The organism is Hyphomonas sp., assembly GCF_016125515.1.
GTDB lineage: Bacteria > Pseudomonadota > Alphaproteobacteria > Caulobacterales > Hyphomonadaceae > Hyphomonas.
Genome location: NZ_WGLO01000002.1, coordinates 1 through 18,048 on the forward strand (window position 1 = coordinate 1; position 18,048 = coordinate 18,048).

An 18,048-nucleotide genomic window follows, 5' to 3' on the forward strand; every position below is an offset into this window, starting at 1 on the left:
CCTGAGCGCCTTGCCGCCCGCTGGCCCAGGCCGGTTCCACTCGTTTGAAAAGTTGCACCGGCCTGGGCCAGCTACCACCGCGCAGGTGGGGTCAATTTTGCACGCCGATAGGGGGTCAATTTTGCGCGCCGATTGACAGCCTTTCCGCGCAAGGCGCTTGTAACCGGCATAGGCATCGACCTGGAGGGTGCCACGGAACCCATCAAGGAACGCCTCGGCATGCTTTCCGCCCCGGCCATCAGCGTAGAAGTAGACCACGCCCGGCGGACCCGTCCCGCCCCAGCCGCGCTCGTCCCGGGCAAGGGCCCAGAGATAGCCGCTCTTGGTCTTGCCTTGTCCCGGATCCAGCACCGGGCACCGGGTTTCATCCATGAACAGATGGCCTGAGCCCTTGAGGATTTCAGCAAGCCGCCGCGTCAGCGGCGCAAGATGATAGCCCGCTACCCCGCTCCAACCCGCGAGCGTCGAGCGATCAAGCTGAACACCGGAGCGGGCAAAGATCTGGGCCTGCCGATACAGGGGAAGATGGTCACCATATTTGGACACCAACACCTGCGCGATCAGCGCCTCGGTTGGCAGACCGCCTTCGATCAGGTGCACCGGGGCCGGTGCCTGCGTCACACCCTGTGCACAGGTCCGGCAGGCATATTTGGGACGTACCGTGACGATCACCCGGAGCTTTGCAGGTACGCAGTCGAGCCGCTCCGTCCGGTCCTCGCCGATCCTCACCATCTCCCCGCACCCGCAGGGGCAATGGAGGCTCTCCGGCTCGATCACCCGCTCGATCCGCTCAAGATGGTCTGGCAGGCGGCCGATATTGCGCCGGGAAGACTCACCCGCCGCGCGCCCGCGACTGCGCGCTTCGCTTTCTTCCTCAGCCTTTGCAACCGCCGTCTCGAGATCCTCAAGCAGGAGGTCCAGCTGGTCCGGATCAAGGCGCTCGGATTTCTTGCCATAGAGCGCACGGCGCAGTTCTTTCACCAGGTACTCAAGCCGCTCGTTCAGGGCTTTGATTTCCCCGATCTCGTCGGCGATGGCAGCAGCGTTCTCTTCAGCCGCGGCAGCTTTCTGTTCGTGCGCGGCGATCTCGCCTTCACGCGCCGCAATCAACGCCGCCTGCGCCGCCAGAACCGCCCGCACCTTCGGCGGAAGTTCGGCAAGTTCAGCAGCAGTGAGCGTCTCGGGCATGAGCCATATTATACACTGCTTCGTTCGCCGCGCGTCGCCTATTCGACAAGGTTCGGACGGCGAACATTCACAGCCCGCACCTTGCGCCAGTCGAGCCCCTCGAACAGCGCGCCGAACTGAGCAGCCGAGAGCTTCATCACCCCGTCCCGGATCGGCGGCCAGGCAAAGCTGCCCTGTTCGAGCCGCTTGTACGCCAGCACCAGACCGCCCCCGTCCCAGGTCAGCACCTTGATCCGGTCCGCGCGCTTCGAACGGAACACCACGATGATCCCCGAATGAGGATCAAGGCCGAGTTCCGACTGGACCACGGCCGCCAGGCCGTCATGGCCTTTGCGGAAGTCCACGGGCTTCACCGCCACGACCACCCGCAGGCCCTGTCCGGTCAGGATCATGTGAGCCGCAGGACGCGGATGATCTCACCAAGACGCGCCGCGCTGATATCCACCGGCACCCGAACGACGACCCCATCCATCTCGATGCTGATCGACCCGCACCCGCTGTGATCATCCTGCGCCGCCGCGCGGGAATCGCCGACGACCAGCCGGGCAAAGGGGCCTTCCTCTGCCGATGGCAGAACCAGACGCCCCTCACGCGCCGCACGGCGCCATTCTGTCAGATGCTGCGGCGTCAGGCCGTGCCGGCGCGCAACCGCGCTCACCTTCACACCCGGCTCGAAGCTTTCTGCAACGATCTGCGCCTTGACCTCATCCGGCCAGGTCCGCCGGCCCGTCGGGCCTTCCAGGACCTCAAGCCGGCTGATGTGGCTCCCAGCCGAAGCCAACAAATGTTGCACCGTTTGTTCCAAAGCTTTGCTCCAAACCAAAACGCAAAGCTCGCGCAAACAAAGCTGACAGAGAACCCGTTATGTCGGTGGCGCGCTCGCAACGCTTACCCTTCACACTGCGCAGACGGTCCGTCATCTGGCGCGCCGTCAGCGTCTGGCTGAATACCCACCAAGAGACGGATGCCATTTGACCGTACGCTGAGTATCGCTTCGCTCAACCCACCCTACGAGGCGCGAAGCGCCTCTGCCTGGCTGCCGTTGAGCAAACGCTTCCTGCATGTAGCACACAACGCAGCATGCTTTTCACATTTTAAACTATAGTTCATTGAATTCAGATTTACTCGCTTGAAGTGAAGCCGAACCGACGAGCTAAAATCCGCAGAAATCGAATAGCTGTTGCCCATCAACAAAGGTCACTCCTGCGAATGCGTATTTGAGATACTCGGGGTCATCTTCACGGGGCATTATTCGGACCGTCACATCGTCACGAGTAATTTCATATCCTCCATCCAATTTTTTGCACTTGGACGATTGACCTTGGCGATCTAACACAAGCTCCAAGGTTTCTTCGCTGTACAACAGCTGAACCTCCATGGCGCGAATTTCTTGCTTGGACCGCTGATCGTAAAAGCTTCGAGTGCGGATATTGACGTTAACGTCCTTTACAACGCAAAGGGAACCCCAAAGTATGGCGGAACATTCTTCGTTTGAATGGTTCGGCGCACACGCACCCAAAGACAGCGCTATGACCAAGATTCTTAACGACAAAGTCTAGACCCCGTGCAGCTTTTGAGCGTGCTGCGTTCGCTTTGAACGGCGGTCTCAATTTGACCATTTGTAAGTTCACCTTGATACACATTCTCCCTTGCCGACATTATATTGTCGGCGCCGTAACCTTCCTTTGGCTGCAGTGTTCCTGAATCGTAGGCTTCATCAAGGCCCATATCATGACCTAGTTCATGACTGCCGGTTTTTGGCGTGTTCAATTCGTAGAGATACACTGTATCTGTATCAGGGTCGTAGTGCGCAGTTCCCCCTCCTGGCAATCGCTTCACATTAGTCATATTCGCTAAAGGGGGTGTTCCATCAGTTTCGTAGATGTCGGCAGTAACTGTAACATCATAGTCTCCAGTTCTAGCGGAATCGAGCACTGCAATTGAATCTTGAACCTTTTTTACGAATAGAGATTGGGTTGAAACGAATTTCGCACCTTCCTCATATTTTTTTCCAGGTTTTTCCGTACTCACCACCAAATTGAAATGCACATGTACCTTGTTTCCTGAAACAGCAATTTCTGGTTGCTTTCCAGCACTGTCGAACATATTCACCGGATCGTTCGCCGAATAGGCATACCGGTTGAACATGCTCGGTTTGCCCGGCGTGAACCCGACCGGATCGATGCTGAGGAACCGTCCGATGATCGGGTCGTAGTAGCGCGCCTGCATGTAGACGAGGCCGGTGGCGGCGTCCTCGACATGGCCGGTATAGCCCGCCTGGTTGTCGTTCGCGGCGGCGCTGGTCCAGTCCTCGCCGAACGGCTGCTCGCTTTCGCGCCACACCACGGCGCCCTCGCTGTTCGTGCCCGCGACGGCGGAGCCGAGATGATCATGATGCAGCCAGGTCACCGTGCTGCCCGCGATCCGCGCCAGCGTCATCCCCGAGGCGCGGATATAGTCCGTCTTCGGCCCTGACACTTCGTCGATCTCGACGAGCCCGCCGCCCGCATCGTACACGGAGTAGCGCGTCACCCCGCCCACGACCTGCTTCACCCGCCGCATATGCCCGTCATAGGCATAGGTGCCGGTCGCCGTGCCGCTCACCGTGCGCGGCTGGTCTGAATAGTCATAGGTGAACCCCAGCGCGCCCAGCGCCGTCACATTGCCGCGCGCATCATAGGTCAGGCTGCGCGGGCTGCCCGCACTGTCCGTATGCGAGGTCAGCCGGTTCGCCGCATCATAGCTCAGCGCAATCGTCCGCGTGCCCACCTGCCGCTGGCGCAGGTTCCCCAGCCCGTCATACTGCAGCGTCGTCGCGCCCCAGGGGCCCGTGCTCGCCGTCAGGCGGCCGATCCCGTCATAGGTGAAGGTCTGGTCGATATTCGCCGGGGTCTGATCGTTGATCGAGCTGATCTGCCCGCGGGAGGTGTAGCCATAGGTCAGGTCCACCGGCAGCTCTGCCCCCTTCACACTGCGCAGACGGTCCGTCATCTGGCGCGCCGTCAGCGTCTGGCTGAACACCTGCCCGTTGCCATAGGTCATGCCGGCGAGCGCCCCGTTCGGGTGATAGCTCATCGCGCTCGCGATGCTGGCGCTGTCCACGGAGACGCTTGTGACACGGCCAAGCCCATCCACGCCCTGCGTCACCGCCTTGCCGGAAGGCAGCGTGTAGTTCGTCAGTGCCGCTGCATTGCTGTAGGTGTAGGCCTGCGCATAGGTGCGCGCATCGAGCACCAGCGTCGATGACGTCGGCAGGCTCAGCTCGTTGAAGGCATAGGTCCAGTTCACCCCTCCGCGATTGACCGTGAGCGGATTGTCGTCGTTGTCATAGGTGTAGGAAATGTCCGGCGTACCCGCGTCTGCGAAGTTGCGGAGCGTGAGCCGGCCGCGCTGGTCATAGGTGTTGGTAACCAGCGCCGTGCCCGACGGTGCCGGGCAATTCGTGCCGCTGCCCGCTCCCTTCTGCTGTGTCGTCAGCTGGCTCGCCACATCGTAGCCATAGAGCGTGTCGCCGCCTTCCGGTGTGCGCGAGCGGCAGAGGCGCCGGCGCGTATCGTAATAATAATAGTGGCTTTGATCGACCGGCCATGTGCCCGTGCCGGTCTGCCGCGCCTGCTCCACCTCGCCCCAGATATTCAGCGTCAGCTCGGTCGTGATACCCTGCGGCTGAACGATCTTCTTGATCTCCTCACTTCCCGGCCCGCCATAGCCCGTGAAATACATCGTCGTGACCGCGCCGGTCGGGTCTGTCACAGTCTTCCGGTGCTGGTTCAGCCACGCATAGGAGGTGGAGGCATTCGGCGAGACATTCTCCGTCTCGGAAGTCACCCGCCCCAGCATGTCATAGGCGATGTTCACACCCGTTGCCGGGTTCGCCGTCGCGCTCGGGAAGGAGCGGAACGTCACCTCGTTCAGCGCATTGTAGCTGGTGTTCAGATGCGACAGCCAGCCCGTGCCGGTGTCGCGCGTGCGCACCTCAATCGGGCGCAGCATCGCATCATAGGTCACACGTGTCTCGGCATTGCCGCTGGTGATCGTCTGAACAGGGTTGGCGCCCCAGGTGTAGGCGATGGTCGCCGGGTTCCAGGTCTGCTGGGTCTGCGACGGCGTGATGCCGGTCAGGCGGCCCATATTGTCCTGGGTGTAGGTCGTCGTGAAGCCGCGTCCGCCGGTGATCGATTGTATCCAGCCATTGTTGTCGACGGTCTGGTAGACGGACGTTCCATCCGCCCGCGTCACCTGCTGCGGCGTGCCGCGCTTCCAGTTGAGGGCCTCGACCTTCCGGCCCAAAGCGTCCGTCACTGATTTCAGCGCGCCTTTGAACAAGGGGTCAGTATGATACTCATAGTCCGCAATGCGCGACCCGTACTGGTCCGCCCAGATGCGGCGTCCCAATGTGTCGTAATCATACTCATCCGTCGGCCGAGCGTTGACCGTTGTTGTCAACGGCAGGCCAAGCACCCAAACCGTCTTGAGATGCCTGTAGGTCGTCGCCGTCGTTCGGGCCGTCGTGCTGGTGCTTGTCGACACGCTGACGCTCGTCGGATAGCCGAAGCTGTAGCTGGTCCCGGCCTGATTGGTGTCATAGGCATAGGTGGTCGTGTAGGTGTCGCCATCCTGCACAGTCACCGATCCGGTCTGCCGGCGCGGGAATACCAACGTTAAATTGCTGGTCGGCCCGAACATGTACGAATTGCCGATGGCCGTCTCATTCACAAAGCTGTTCGTCACGGTACTGAGCACTGTAGTTCCGGATCGCGCTTCGATTTTCTCAAGCCGGTTTTCATTGGGTCCTTGCACACGGTTATGGAACCAGCGTGTTTTCCGGCTGAGCGGATCGGTCATTTCCGTCCACTTCTGTTCGCCGCCGGTCGTCGCGTAGCCTTGTCCGCTCCATCCCTCGTAGGCCCATGTCCAACTGGCAGATGGATAGCCTGTACCGCTGAGCGTTTTCTGGGTAACCGACATGGTCTCGAAATAGGGCCAGTTAAATGTAATCCCCGGACTGTCGAGATAGCAGGTACCCGCGAGATTGATCGGTCCCGGCGGCGTCTTCGTCACCTTCCGCCAGTGCTTCGTCTCGGCTAGTGTGAACGTCCCCGTCATTCCGTAAGGATGGGTGATCGTGAGGGTCTGGTTCGGGGTGCTGCAGGTTCCTGGCTCGACGGTCGAGCGCATTGCCCACAGGTCAAACGTCCAGGACTTGGTATCTGGCTGCGTCACCTGGGTCAGGCGCGGGAACGGCGTTGTCCCATAGGTGTAGGTCCAGGTCCGCCCGTTTGCGGTCACGCTGGCGATCAGCTTGGACGATCCGGAATAGCTGAGCGTAATCTGACGACCATCGCTAGCCGAAATGCTCGTCAGCCGGTTCTGCGTGTCATAGTTATAGGTAACGGTATTGCCATTCACATCGGTTGCCTGCGTTGCCAGCAGGATGAAATAGGTCCGCCCAAACGCGCCTTGGTCACGCACGATTCCATCGGTGGCTTTGACGAATTGGACCCGGTCAAATATGTATTCGTCGCCGGAGGGCGAGTAGGCAGTTAGCCCTTCATAACCGAGCGTGTTGGCCGACGGCGAACGGCATTTCAGTATCCAATTGTCGGTTGTGGCCATCGCCGTCCCGGCCGCCCATTGCGTGCCCGTCAGCTCTCGCAAAATGGTCTTAGCGCCCTGCCCCGGCACATGCAGGTGCAAGCCGTCCGAGTAATCCTTGTACGGAACTTGAATTTCCTGGGGCTCACCTCCGTTCCCGCTGCCATCCAAAGTCACGGATATTGTTGGAGGCGCCCGCGGACTGGAACAAGAGAAGGGCAGCCCGCCTTCTTCCGGGACCAATTGGGTGACTTTTGGCACCTCCAGCCACCAGTCGCCGAACTCCGTGCTGACTGTATTGTGGTACTTCCACCCTTGCGACAGGTTGCGGCGGATCGCGACCTCAAGCCCGAAATTGCCGGGGATCGATACGTCCGTGTGGGAGAAGTTGAGCGCACCTGTATCCGGATCGACGCTGTCTCCCATCAGACTGTTGCCCAACATGGTGAGCCGGCTGTCGGCGGCCTGCCGGACGTTCCAGTTGACCTCAAAATCCTTGGCCGTCTGGGAAGGCTGCGCGGCCGCCGCACCGAGTGAAAGGAGGTAGCAAAACAGAATTGCAGCACGCGCCATGCCACTATCTTTAGTGTTCCAGCCCATCCGAATTTCCTCCCGTTGGGCGAACCCTGATTGAACGCCTTGCGCCCGGCAAGTGAACTTTTGTTACTCGAAAGTTGCTGGCGCGCAGGCTTTTGGTCCGCCAAGATTTTGGCGCGAGACTTTCCAAACCCGCCAGCAGGATGACGGTCGCAGCATCGAACACAGGACCGTTATTGCCATCGGTGTTGATCGCCTATGGGATTGGGTTCGTCCTACAAAACATGTGTATCCTGGATCATTGAGCGCGATGATTTTGATTCCCTGCGAGCATTCCCGCGCATTTCGCTAGCTGGTCCGGAGATGCCTTGATTTACCGCAAGACGCAGCGCTAGAACACATGCTGCTCAGTGGCATAAAGCGAGAATTCCCAGATCGTTTCGCTGGTATACTTTTGGTCAGCGGAGGGGGCGGATTCTGGCGAACCCGGTAGGGCAAGATAAAAGGGTTGGCGCCACCCTCTGAGTAGCGCCCTGTCTGCACAACGATTTTTCGGTGCCCGTTGCACGCCGTTGGGGTGTACGGATTTTGTGGGACCTGTTGCATCTGCGCAAACGTCCGTACACCACCAATTGTATCGGGCTGCAGCTGATTGCGCAGGGTTGCGCCGCATAGCCGACGCTCCAACTAGGCAGGTCACGCCCGCGGCGGCACACTGGCAGACACTGCCGGAGCTCGCCTCATGACACCCAGAACCCCCCCTTCCAAAGACCATCCGATGACGGTCTTCCCAACACCCTCCCGCGCCGGCCGATGAAACCCCGCGTCAACCTCCGCCTTGATGCCGCGCTGCTTGCCCAGCTCGATGCCGCCGCTCGCGCGCAGAAGACGACCAAGACCGACATCCTGGAACAGGCGCTGCGCTGCTATCTTGATCCGGACCGCAATCGCTCGCTGGAGGACCGGCTGATGGAGCGCATGGACAGTTTCGAGAAACGCCTGGGGCAGCTCTTCTGGGCGGTTGATCTCGGCGTCGAGACGACCGGGCATTTTGTGCTCTACTGGCTGACGCGGACTGACCCGATCCCGGAGAGCGAGCGCGACATCGCGCATGCGCTTGGTGAGCGCCGGTTTGATCACTTCATCAAACAGATTGCAAAGAAGCTGCGCCGGCGCCGGTCGCTGGTTGCGGAGTCGCTGCGCTGGGAACAGTCGGAACCTGAAGAAGCGAAGCCTCGGTAAGCCGCCTTCAGGCAATTGCTCGAGAGCCCACCGCAATCCAACTGCAGATTTGCTTCCAGGCCGAATGGCAGGCACTGCCATTCGGCCATGACCAGCCTCGATGCCTGCGCGGGTTCTCGTCAAGGGCAGAGCCGCTTCGCGGCGCGCGTCCCGCGCGCCCTTGACGAGGGCCCGTGCAGGCGTCACCCGCCAGCAGCTTTGCAAGGCGTTGCAAGTGCCTGTCGCAAATGGCCTGCGGTCCGATAGTCAGCGGGCAGCCGTTTGCGCGATCCTGGCGCCCATGCAACCCGTCAGTGCCCAGCGTATCGAGAACGCCATCCGGATCGTCGCCCGGCTGATCGAGTTGTCGGGCGATGTCTACTGGCCGATCCTCGAACGGCTCGAAGCGGAGCATGCGGCTCTTGCCGACCGTGAGGAACGTCTCGCCCGTTATCTTGCCGGAGAGCGGCCTCAAGCTGCGCGGCGTTTGCTGCCTAAGCCGACGCGCTCAATACCTCGCGAGGATCGTGCGCCGCACGTATGACACTCCCAGCTGTCTCAGAGCGCAATCTCGCGGACGAGCCTCGCGACATGATCGAGCGAGGCGCCCTTGCCATAGCGTTCACGGTCGAGCCGGTGACCGAACAGGTCGCGCCGGATCCGGTCATCGATCCCCGCCGCCAGCATCCGGTCCTCGAACGCATGACGCAGCGAATAGAACGAATGCGCCGGTGTCTCGAGCAGGCCATTGGACTTGAGGTATTTGTTGACCGTCGCGCTCAGCCCCGCGCTGCTCTCCCGGTAGCGCGGGAACCCGTCCGGGAACGCCCGGAACGCTTCCAGCGAGACGCCGGTCAGCGGGATCACGCGCTTCGCGTAAGCGCTCTTCAGCTGGCGGCCTTCGGGCTCGATGGCGATATGCGGCACAGCGGCGTCGAGCCGGATCGTCTTTGCGGTGAGGCCTGCGCCTTCGGACGGGCGGTAACCGGTGTTGATCATACCGAGCAGGAGGCCGCGCGCCTCATCGTTGAGGCCCGAGAGAGCGCCGGGCGCGAGCAGGCGGCTTCTGATCCACTCAGGACTGAACGGCGGGCGGGTGCGCATCTCGCCTTCGCGGAACGAGAGTTCGCCAAGCGGCAGGGTAAGGCCGAGCCGCTTCATCGTGTTCACGGTCTTCAGCACATCGCCGAGATGGATGAGGTCCTTGTTGGCCGAATTGGGCGTCACTTCGCCCGCTTCGATCCGCTCCAGCCAGTGCTGGCGGAAATCCAGCATGTCGTCCCGCGTGATCGCCTCGATGGGTTTGTTGCCCACGATTTCTACAAAGTTGCGGACGGCCTTGAGGCGGGGGTTCTTCCAGCGACGGAGCTGGTCCTCGCTCTTGCCGAGCGTCTTCTCCCGGGCAAGGCTCCAATAGAGCTCCAGGGCCTTCTCCAGCGTCAGGGACGGCGCTGGGACCGTGCCGAGCAGGGCAGAGGCCTCCACGGTGTCCGGGGCCGCCCGGCGCGCGCCGATGGCCTCCACCCGCGCCACAAGCTCATCCACGGGCAGGCGGGATACAAGGCCGACATCAAGGTAGCGGAAGCCCCGGATCCGGGCGAGTTCATGGGCGGCGGCATGCCGGGCGTCGGCGTCCTCAGTATCGCCCGCGAGCCGAGCCTCCCAGGCCTCGACCAGATTGCCCCAGGCGCGGTCTGCCTTGCTGCGGGCCACGGTCTCGGAATCGGTATGGAGGCTGATCCAGACCACCGCGCGCGGCTCCACGCTGCGATACCTTTGCGGCACCCGGCGGCGCAGTTGGTACGTGCTCCCACGCTTTACGATCGACACACACGCCTCCGTCATACTTAGCGGACTTTGTGCAGCGAAATGTGTAGCCAATTGTGCAGCAGATCAAGTTCGAGCGTGTGCAATGCGGTGCAAAGCCGCGCAATAAATTCAATGCGAACAGCGGTTTGGCATTGGCGATCTGATGTTTGGGTGGCGGAGAGGGAGGGATTCGAACCCTCGATACCCTTGCGAGTATACCGGTTTTCGAGACCGGCGCGATCGACCACTCCGCCACCTCTCCGCGCCGGGGTCTTAGAAGGGCGGTGAACTATCGCGGTCTGGCCCGGAGCGCAAGCGGTTCGTGGGCAAATCCGCCCGGCGGCCTGCGGCTTTTACGCCGGCCGTTGTCAGCGCAGCGCCCGAAGCGTCAATTCGGCCAGGGCTTGCAGCTGGACGGCGCTGGCTCCGGCCCGGCCTGCCGCGCGGATTCCGGCGATGCCGGCGCTCAGGAAAGCCGCGGCCTCGCGCGGGTCCAGTTCGGCCGCCACGTCTCCTTCCGCCTGCGCCTCGCGCACCCGCGCCGCCAGCGCCGCCTGCAAGGCCCGCTCGGCGCTGCCGAGGATCGCCGCGACCTCAGGCTGGGCCCGGCCGAAGGCCAGCGTTGCGGCAAGGCCGAGGTTCGGCTGCGCCGCCGTCGCGCGCACCCGGGCCAGGAAGATCTCCAGCCCGTCCAGCGCGCGCGGCCCCGTGCTCAGGGCCGCCCGGTGCGCCGCGCCGTCGGCGGCCACGTCCCGCGTCAGCGCTTCCAGGTAAAGCCGCCACTTGTCGCCGAACGTGTCGTAAAGGCTCTGCTTGCCGATCTGCATCGCGCGCGTCAGTTCGGCCATCGAGGCGCCTTGATGGCCGTGCGCCCGGAACACGCACGCGGCGGCCTCCAGCGCCGCTTCCCTGTCAAATTCCCTCGGTCTGGCCATGCCGGGGAATACGAATTATGGACTGATCGGTCAATAACCGCTGTTTTTCCGCGCCGGGGGGCCGCATCCGCCGCCGCCGGAATCGGCTGGAACCCCGGCGCTACCGGCGATTCCGGGCGATCAGGCGGCCTGAAGATCGGATTTGACACTGGCGCGGCTTTGGTGTTTACCCCCCGCTTCGGTCGCGGCGCCTGCACGGGCGCGGCGGCCTCCCTGTTTTCAGACGATCAATCCGGAAGGATCCGCCCATGTTCGCGGTTATCAAAACTGGCGGCAAGCAGTACAAAGTGTCCGAAGGCGACACGCTTGTCATCGAGAAACTCTCGGCAGCCGCCGGCGACACCGTCACCTTCGACCAGGTGCTGATGATCGGCGAAGGCGCCGGTGTCACCGTGGGCGCCCCGACTGTGGCCGGCGCGGTTGTCACCGCCGAAGTCGCGGCCGAAGTGCGCGGCCCGAAGCTGATCACCCGCAAGAAGCGTCAGCGCCAGACCTACCGCCGCACGATCGGCCACCGTCAGGACCTGATGGAAGTGAAGATCACCGCGATCAGCGCGGACGGCGAAAAGAAGAAAGCCACCCGCAAGAAAGCCGCTCCGAAGGCTGAAGCGGCCGAAGCGGCAACTGAAGAGTAATTTTCCCGGGCTGCGGCCCCACTGAACGAACAGGCAAGAGGAGCAGACTATGGCTCACAAGAAATCAGGCGGCTCTTCGCGTAACGGTCGCGACTCGAACCCGAAATACCTCGGCGTCAAGAAATACGGCGGCGAAGAAGTCGTTCCGGGCATGATCATCGTGCGTCAGCGCGGCACCCAGAAATGGCCGGGCAAAGGCGTTGGCATGGGCAAGGACCACACCCTTTTCGCACTTAAAGGCGGCAAGGTGGAATTTGCGCACAAGTCGGGCGGCCGAGTGTACGTAAATGTTGTGCCGGCGGCAGACGCCGCAGAGTAACGGCCGGTTACCAGCAGCCGGCCTCGTCAAGACGAGTGGCCGGGTCGCTGTAACGGACGACCAGTTTCCGGGGGGAGGCAGGCCACTGTCTCCCCCTTTTCATTTGCCTCTTCCCGGATGGCCCCGCAAAAAGGAGGCCGCCATGAGTGAAACTCATCTGGAAACGCCGAGGCTGCACCTGCGGCCGGTCACGCCGCACGACAGCGGCCTGATCACCGAGATCGTCGGCGATCCGCGCGTCCATCGCATGCTCGCCCGAGTGCCGCCCGGCCAGACCAAGGCGCAGACCCTCGCCTGGATCATGACCCATGAGCGCGGCCGGGAGACCGACACCGACCACGTCTTCGCCATCACCGAAGGCGGCGAGCTGATCGGCGTGATCGGTGCCAACCGTACGGCCACGGACCTGCCCTTCGAGATCGGCTACTGGCTGGCCCCGCCCGCCTGGGGCAAGGGCTTTTGCAGCGAAGCCGGCGCGGCGGTCATCCGCTGGCTGGAGGCGACCCGCAATGCCCGCGCCCTCGTTGCCGGCCATTTCGCCGACAATCCCGCCTCGGGCCGCGTGCTGTCGAAGCTGGGCTTCCTGCCCTGCGGCCGCGACAAGATGCACTGCGCCGGCCGCGGCGAGCCGGTCGACCATATCCGGATGGCACGGATCGCCTGACCCGTCCGCACACCCGCCCTTCCCCAAAGCCCGACTCTGGGCCATGAGCACAAAATGAAGTTCCTTGATCAAGCCAAAGTCTACATCCGGTCCGGCGACGGCGGCGCGGGCGCCGTCTCGTTCCGGCGCGAGAAATTCATCGAGTATGGCGGCCCCGATGGCGGCGATGGCGGGCGCGGCGGTGACGTCTGGGCGGTTGCGGTCGAAGGGCTGAACACGCTGATCGACTTCCGCTACCAGCAGCACTTCAAGGCGAAGAAAGGCGGCCATGGCATGGGCCGCAACCGCACCGGTGCGGGCGGCGAAGATGCCATTCTCCTGCTCCCGGTCGGCACGCAGATCTTCGAGGAAGATCAGGAAACCATGATCGCCGACCTCACCGAGGTCGGCCAGAAAGTCCTCCTCGCCGAAGGCGGCAATGGCGGCTGGGGCAACATGCGCTTCAAAACGTCCACCAACCAGGCCCCGTCCCGCTCCAATCCCGGCGCGCCGGGCGAAGAGCGCTGGATCTGGCTGCGCCTCAAGCTGATCGCGGACGCTGGCCTCGTCGGCCTGCCGAACGCCGGCAAGTCAACCTTCCTGGCCGCCGCCACAGCAGCCCACCCCAAGATCGCGGATTATCCGTTCACGACGCTTCACCCTGGTCTCGGCGTCGTCGATCTCGGCACCTCCACGCGCTTCGTCCTCGCCGACATTCCAGGTCTCATCGAGGGCGCCGCCGAAGGCGCAGGCCTCGGCCACCGTTTCCTCGGCCATGTCGAGCGCTGCAAGGTTCTGCTCCACCTGATCGATGTCACGCAGGACGATCCTGCCGCCGCATACAGGACGATCCGCAATGAGCTCAAAGCCTACGACCCCGAACTCGCCGCCCGCCCGGAAATCGTCGCCCTCAACAAGATCGACGCCCTGACGCCCGAACTCGTCAAGGAACAGATGAAGCAGCTCAAGAAAGCCTACAAAGGCAAGCTGCTGCTGATCTCCGGCGTCTCCGGCGAAGGCGTCAAGACCGCGCTCTACGCCATCGCCGAAAAACTCGGCTACGACCACGACCGCGAAGAGACGCCGGCCGCATCAAACGATCCGGATGCAGATGATACCTGGAGCCCGGTCTAGGCTCCGTACCCGCCGAGCCCCAAAATCTGGCCTGCCCCCCCTCATGCGAAGCTTGGGGAGAGTTGGGGCGGGGCCCTTCTTCAAGCCGCCGCACTCGGCCGAGCGCTCACGCGTGCGTGCCAGCCCTTCAGATGCGCCGCGGCCTCGGGCATCGGCAGACCGATCCAGCTGGCAAAATCCACGGTGCTGAGCAGGCAGATATCGGCAATGCCGAAGGTCTCGCCCGCAAGATACGGCGTCATCGCAAGTTCGCTGTCCAGCCAGTGCAAGGCGCGCTCATAGGCGCCGCGATTGCTTTCCCCGAACTCCGTATACTGAGGCACCACAACCTTGGCCGTGAAAGGGTGCGAATGCCGCCAGAAATTCCCCGCCGGGCTCATCACCTGTAACTCGACCCGACGCACCCACATTTCCGTGACCGCCTGCTCCAGACCCGTCCGCCCGAAAAGGTTGGGCTCCGGGTACAGACTTTCCAGATACCGGCAGATCGCCACCGTCTCGCTGAGACAGGTGCCGTCATCCAGTTCCAGCACCGGCGTCTGGCCCAGCGAATTGCGCGCCAGATGCTCGGCCGATTTGTGCTCGCGCTTGACCAGCGCCACATCGACCAGTTCGATCTCCACGTCCTTCTCCGCCAGGAACATCCGTACACGTCTCGGATTCGGCGCCGGCATCGGTGTGTTGTAAAGTTTCATTTCCGCCCCATATAAGTATCTCGCTCAGCCGCTGCACGCTGCAGCCGCCCGCCACACGCGCCTGCCCTTTGGCGGCGCCCGTGGATCACCTCTACGAAGGGAGCACATCATGATACCTAAGGAAACCGCAGAAACACTTGAAACGGAACGCGTCTCCGGCGCCCGCCGCGTGGGCCTCTGGAAAGTTCTCGCCGTCTCTTTGGCCATCGTCGTCATCGGATTTGCCGTCATCGCCGGCCTGTCGATGAACTGACGCGCCTCTCGCCATCGGAGCCGGGTGCGTGTATCTCCCGGCGCCATGACCGCTGACACCCTCGCCCGCGCCAGGCGCATTGTCGTGAAAACCGGCTCGGCCCTGATCGCCGAGGCGGGCGCGCCGCGCGTGGACTGGCTGGCCGCCCTTGCCGCCGACATCGCCGCCCTGCGCGAGCGCGGCAAGGACATTATCCTTGTGTCCTCCGGCGCTGTCGCCCTCGGGCGCTCGGCCCTCGGCGCGCCCTATCAGGGCCGGCTCGAACAGAAACAGGCCGCCGCCGCCATCGGCCAGCCGCGCCTGATGGCCGCCCTCGCCGGCGCCCTCGCCCCGCACGGTCTCGCCTGCGGTCAGGCCCTGCTCACCCCGGGCGACACGGAAAGCCGCCGCCGCTGGCTCAATGCCCGCGCGACGCTCGAAACCCTGCTCGAAGCCGGCATTGTCCCTATCATCAACGAAAACGACACCGTCGCCACCGAGGAGATCCGCTACGGCGACAATGACCGCCTCGCCGCCCGCGTAGCCCAGATGATGGGCGCGGACGTGCTGATCCTCCTGTCGGACATTGACGGCCTCTACACCGCAGACCCGCGCGGCAACCCCGATGCCCGCCACATCCCCTTCCTTGAAGCGCTCACCCCGGAACATGACGCCATGGCCAGCGGCTCCAACGCCGCTGCCGGTGTAGGCTCGGGCGGCATGGTCACCAAGCTCGCCGCGGCCCGCATCGCTCATGCGGCGGGCTGTTCCACGCTGATCACGCTCGGCAACCGCCCCCACCCCCTCGGCGCTATCGAGGCCGGCGAACGCGCCACCTTGATCGCCGCCAAGATCACCCCCGCCAAGGCCCGTGCCGCCTGGCTTGAAGGCCACCTGACGCCCGAAGGCGAGATACAGGTCGATGAGGGCGCCGCTAAGGCGCTGGCCGGCGGGGCGAGCCTGCTCGCCGTCGGCATCAAAGGCGTCACCGGCCCGTTTGAGCGCGGCGCCGCCGTTGCCATCCGCGACCCCGCAGGCCGGATGATCGCCAAGGGTGTTACCGCCTATTCCTCCGCCGACATCCAGCGCATTGCCGGCCGGCGCACTGAGGACGCCGAAGCCCTCCTCGGCTATCGCGGCCGTCCCGCCATCATCCACCGCGACGACATGGTGCGCCTTTGATCCGCAAGGCAGGCCCCGGCGATCTCGCCGCCCTTGTCGCCCTGGAAGCCGGTTTCCCGGAAGTCGACCGGTTCGACCGGCGCACCTGGCGCCGCCTTCTGGCCGGGCGCACGGTCACGCTCGTTCACGAATCGGAAGGCATGATCAATGCCTCTGCCGTACTGCTTTTCCGGCAGGGTTCGGATATCGCGCGCCTATATTCCATCTCGGTCGCCCCTGTAGCGCGGGGCCGCGGATTGGGCGCCCGCCTCCTCTCCGCCTGTGAAGAACAGGCACATTTGCAGGGCGCCGCGCGCCTGCGCCTTGAGGTTCGCTCAACAAATAGTTCAGCCCTCCGGCTTTACGACGCCGCCGGTTATCGCGTAATTGCCCGCCTTGAGTCCTACTATCCGGACGGAGAAGCGGCGCTCAGGATGGAGAAGTTTCTCATCGCGCCCTCAGATGGAGCCCCATGACCGATTGGGTCGTGCTCGTGGAATCAGCGAGCGACATTTCCCAGGCCGAGACACCGCACAAAGTGCTGCGCATCTCGGACTATATCTCGAAACCCGCCCTGTTCGCCGGACGGCGCCCCTATATCCTGAACCTGGCCCGCTCCTACGCGTACCAGTCGGAAGGCTATTACGCCTCGCTGCTGGCTGAGGCGCGCGGCCACCGGGTCAGCCCATCCGTCCAGACGATGGTCGAGCTCTCGAAAAAGAGCCTCTACAACCACGCCCTGCCGGATCTCGGCGAGACCCTCCAGGACGCTCTCGCCAAGGGCGCGCCGAAGGTCGAGACCCTGTTCGTCGCCTTTTCCCGCTGTGACATCCCGGCCTATGAGCGCCTCGCCCGCGAGGCCATGGACTGGTTCCGCACCCCAGCCCTCGAAATTGAGTTCGACGAGGAAGCCCCCCACGGCATAGCCCGCATCCGCGCGATGCCGCCCCACAAACTCAAGGACGTACGCCGCCAGTTCTTCCTCGATGCCCTGGAAGCCTACACCAAGGGCCGCGTCCGCAACGAAAAGACCCGCACGCCGGCCAAATGGGCGCTCGCCGTCCTCGTCGACCCGCACGAGAAGACTGCCCCCTCCAAGCCCGCCTCGCTCAAGCGCTTTGCCGATGTCGCCGACAAGATGGGCGTCGAGGTCGAACTGATTGACCCGTCCGACCTGCCGAGCCTCGCAGAATTCGACGCGCTGTTCATCCGCGCCACCACCTCGATCGACAATTTCACCTACCGCTTCGCCCGCCGCGCCGAGCAGGAAGGCATGCCGGTCATCGACGACACGCAGTCGATGATCCGGTGCACCAACAAGGTCTATCTCAAGGAAATCCTCGAGAAGGCCGGCCTGCCCATTCCGCGTACGGAAATTGTCGACGAGAAGGCCGACCTCGCCGCCCTGTTCGAGCGCCTCGGCTCACCCGTCATCCTCAAGACCCCGGATGGCAGCTTCGGCATCAACATGGTCAAGGCAACCACGCTGGACGAGCTGCGCATCGGCGCGAAGAAGATGTTCGAGGACACCGCCCTGATCATCGCGCAGGAATTCCGCCCCACCAAGTTCGACTGGCGCATCGGCGTGCTCAACGGCGAACCGCTCTATGCCTGCCAGTACCGCATGGCGCGCGGCCACTGGCAGACGGTGAAATACGGCGAAGGCGGCAAGTCCACCGAGGGCGGTTTTACAACGATGCCGGTCGAAGATGCCCCGCCCGAAGTGGTCAACGTCGCCGTCCGCGCCGCCCAGCTGATCGGTGATGGCCTCTACGGCGTCGACCTGAAGGAAACCGAACAGGGCGTCATCATCATCGAGATCAATGACAACCCGTCAATCGACCACGATGTCGAAGGCCAGATCCTCAAGGACGAAATCTGGCGCCGCATCATCTCCTGGTTCTCCACCCGCCTCGAACGCAGGATGAACCATTCGGGCTGACC

The 18,048-nt window shown here is 63.3% G+C and carries 17 protein-coding genes and 1 tRNA gene; 10 read left to right on the plus strand and 8 right to left on the minus strand.

All coding sequences use genetic code 11. The features are described 5' to 3' along the window. The 4 genes from GC148_RS02000 to GC148_RS02015 all read right to left on the minus strand — a co-directional run. A partial coding sequence (locus tag GC148_RS02000; protein WP_291068357.1) for an IS66 family transposase occupies positions 1 to 1,188 on the minus strand: 1,188 nt, incomplete at its 3' end. A gap of 38 nt (positions 1,189 to 1,226) precedes the next feature. Next, entirely contained in the window at positions 1,227 to 1,580 is a 354-nt protein-coding gene (gene tnpB / locus GC148_RS02005; RefSeq protein ID WP_035540695.1) for an IS66 family insertion sequence element accessory protein TnpB, read from the minus strand. Further along, a complete protein-coding gene (locus GC148_RS02010; RefSeq protein WP_291068358.1) occupies positions 1,577 to 1,969 on the minus strand; it encodes a transposase in 393 nt (130 codons plus the stop codon). The genes tnpB and GC148_RS02010 overlap by 4 nt, the downstream gene beginning before the upstream one ends. 761 nt (positions 1,970 to 2,730) lie before the next feature. After that, positions 2,731 to 7,356, minus strand: a complete 4,626-nt coding sequence (locus GC148_RS02015; protein WP_291068359.1) for an RHS repeat-associated core domain-containing protein — start codon at positions 7,354 to 7,356, stop codon at positions 2,731 to 2,733. A gap of 777 nt (positions 7,357 to 8,133) precedes the next feature. Between GC148_RS02015 and GC148_RS02020 the strand changes: the two genes are divergently transcribed. Then, positions 8,134 to 8,562 carry a ribbon-helix-helix protein, CopG family gene (locus GC148_RS02020; RefSeq protein ID WP_291068360.1) on the plus strand — a complete coding sequence of 143 codons (429 nt, stop codon included), beginning with the start codon at positions 8,134 to 8,136 and terminating at the stop codon, positions 8,560 to 8,562. 280 nt (positions 8,563 to 8,842) lie between these two features. Next, positions 8,843 to 9,085: a hypothetical protein gene (locus tag GC148_RS02025; RefSeq protein ID WP_291068361.1), complete on the plus strand. Its 243-nt coding sequence runs from the start codon at positions 8,843 to 8,845 to the stop codon at positions 9,083 to 9,085. A gap of 14 nt (positions 9,086 to 9,099) precedes the next feature. Here GC148_RS02025 and GC148_RS02030 read toward each other — a convergent pair whose 3' ends face one another. The 3 genes from GC148_RS02030 to GC148_RS02040 form a co-directional block, all read right to left on the minus strand. Then, positions 9,100 to 10,371 carry a DUF6538 domain-containing protein gene (locus GC148_RS02030; RefSeq protein ID WP_291068362.1) on the minus strand — a complete coding sequence of 424 codons (1,272 nt, stop codon included), beginning with the start codon at positions 10,369 to 10,371 and terminating at the stop codon, positions 9,100 to 9,102. Positions 10,372 to 10,522: 151 nt separating this feature from the next. Continuing rightward, positions 10,523 to 10,612, minus strand: a tRNA-Ser gene (locus tag GC148_RS02035). 106 nt (positions 10,613 to 10,718) lie between these two features. Next, a complete protein-coding gene (locus tag GC148_RS02040) occupies positions 10,719 to 11,285 on the minus strand; it encodes a TetR/AcrR family transcriptional regulator (RefSeq protein ID WP_291068363.1) in 567 nt (188 codons plus the stop codon). 248 nt (positions 11,286 to 11,533) lie between these two features. Between GC148_RS02040 and GC148_RS02045 the strand changes: the two genes are divergently transcribed. From GC148_RS02045 to obgE, 4 genes are all read left to right on the plus strand, one after another. Next, positions 11,534 to 11,920, plus strand: coding sequence for a 50S ribosomal protein L21 (locus tag GC148_RS02045; RefSeq protein WP_291068364.1), 387 nt, complete (start codon positions 11,534 to 11,536; stop codon positions 11,918 to 11,920). Positions 11,921 to 11,969: 49 nt separating this feature from the next. Further along, the gene (rpmA, locus tag GC148_RS02050) at positions 11,970 to 12,239 is read left to right on the plus strand and encodes a 50S ribosomal protein L27 (RefSeq protein WP_291068365.1); all 270 of its coding nucleotides are present in this window, start codon (positions 11,970 to 11,972) and stop codon (positions 12,237 to 12,239) included. 142 nt (positions 12,240 to 12,381) lie between these two features. Continuing rightward, positions 12,382 to 12,903 carry a GNAT family N-acetyltransferase gene (locus tag GC148_RS02055; protein WP_291068366.1) on the plus strand — a complete coding sequence of 174 codons (522 nt, stop codon included), beginning with the start codon at positions 12,382 to 12,384 and terminating at the stop codon, positions 12,901 to 12,903. Between the two features lie 54 nt (positions 12,904 to 12,957). Then, on the plus strand, positions 12,958 to 14,016 hold the full coding sequence (gene obgE, locus GC148_RS02060) for a GTPase ObgE (protein ID WP_291068367.1): 1,059 nt from the start codon (positions 12,958 to 12,960) through the stop codon (positions 14,014 to 14,016). Positions 14,017 to 14,096: 80 nt separating this feature from the next. Here the strand turns inward: obgE and GC148_RS02065 are convergent, their stop codons facing one another. Continuing rightward, complete coding sequence (locus tag GC148_RS02065; RefSeq protein ID WP_291068368.1) at positions 14,097 to 14,711, minus strand: glutathione S-transferase family protein; 615 nt, start codon at positions 14,709 to 14,711, stop codon at positions 14,097 to 14,099. 109 nt (positions 14,712 to 14,820) lie between these two features. Between GC148_RS02065 and GC148_RS02070 the strand changes: the two genes are divergently transcribed. The 4 genes from GC148_RS02070 to GC148_RS02085 are packed head-to-tail and all read left to right on the plus strand — an operon-like array spanning position 14,821 to position 18,046. Further along, positions 14,821 to 14,964 carry a hypothetical protein gene (locus GC148_RS02070; protein ID WP_291068369.1) on the plus strand — a complete coding sequence of 48 codons (144 nt, stop codon included), beginning with the start codon at positions 14,821 to 14,823 and terminating at the stop codon, positions 14,962 to 14,964. Between the two features lie 45 nt (positions 14,965 to 15,009). Next, positions 15,010 to 16,125 carry a glutamate 5-kinase gene (gene proB / locus GC148_RS02075; RefSeq protein ID WP_291068370.1) on the plus strand — a complete coding sequence of 372 codons (1,116 nt, stop codon included), beginning with the start codon at positions 15,010 to 15,012 and terminating at the stop codon, positions 16,123 to 16,125. Continuing rightward, positions 16,122 to 16,580, plus strand: coding sequence for an N-acetyltransferase (locus GC148_RS02080; RefSeq protein ID WP_291068371.1), 459 nt, complete (start codon positions 16,122 to 16,124; stop codon positions 16,578 to 16,580). The genes proB and GC148_RS02080 overlap by 4 nt, the downstream gene beginning before the upstream one ends. Continuing rightward, the gene (locus tag GC148_RS02085; protein WP_291068372.1) at positions 16,577 to 18,046 is read left to right on the plus strand and encodes a RimK family protein; all 1,470 of its coding nucleotides are present in this window, start codon (positions 16,577 to 16,579) and stop codon (positions 18,044 to 18,046) included. The genes GC148_RS02080 and GC148_RS02085 overlap by 4 nt, the downstream gene beginning before the upstream one ends. The last annotated feature ends 2 nt before the right edge of the window (positions 18,047 to 18,048 follow it).